Annotated in this window: 1 protein-coding gene; it reads left to right on the top strand. The window is 64.4% G+C overall.

The window, feature by feature from the left end:
- Positions 1 to 640: DDE-type integrase/transposase/recombinase (locus ACOTX3_RS26130; protein WP_421635003.1), on the top strand; the 640-nt coding region annotated here is incomplete at both ends.

Here is a 640-nt window from a genome sequence, read left to right as displayed (position 1 = left end):
TCCCCGAACCGCTCATCTGACGACATCACTGCCCTGCTGCGTATGGCTCATGACCGCCATGAACGCTGGGGCGCACGCAAGATAAAGCGCTGGCTGGAAGACCAGGGGCACCGTATGCCCGCCTTCAGCACCGTTCATAACCTGATGGCCCGTCACGGCCTGCTGCCGGGCACTTCTCCGGGCATTCCCGCCACGGGGCGGTTCGAACATGACGCGCCGAACCGGCTCTGGCAGATGGATTTTAAGGGCCACTTTCCCTTTGGCGGTGGCCGCTGCCATCCGCTCACCCTGCTGGACGACCACTCCCGTTTTTCCCTGTGCCTGGCGCACTGTACCGATGAACGGCGTGAGACCGTGCAGCAGCGGCTGGTCAGCGTGTTTGAACGCTACGGCCTGCCGGACCGGATGACAATGGACAACGGCGCCCCGTGGGGAGACACCACCGGCACCTGGACGGCGCTGGAGCTGTGGCTGATGCGCCACGGTATCCGGGTGGGACACTCCCGGCCGTATCATCCGCAGACGCAGGGCAAGCTGGAGCGTTTTCACCGCAGCCTGAAGACGGAGGTGCTGCAGGGTAAATGGTTCGCGAACGAGGGCGAACTGCAGCGCGCCTTCGACCACTGGCGGACGGTCTATA

Origin of the sequence: Enterobacter cloacae complex sp. IR5384 (assembly GCF_049237265.1) — a bacterium.
Lineage (GTDB): Bacteria > Pseudomonadota > Gammaproteobacteria > Enterobacterales > Enterobacteriaceae > Enterobacter > Enterobacter cloacae.
Note: the sequence above shows the minus strand (reverse complement) of the source record. Positions and strands in the feature narration are given on the sequence as shown.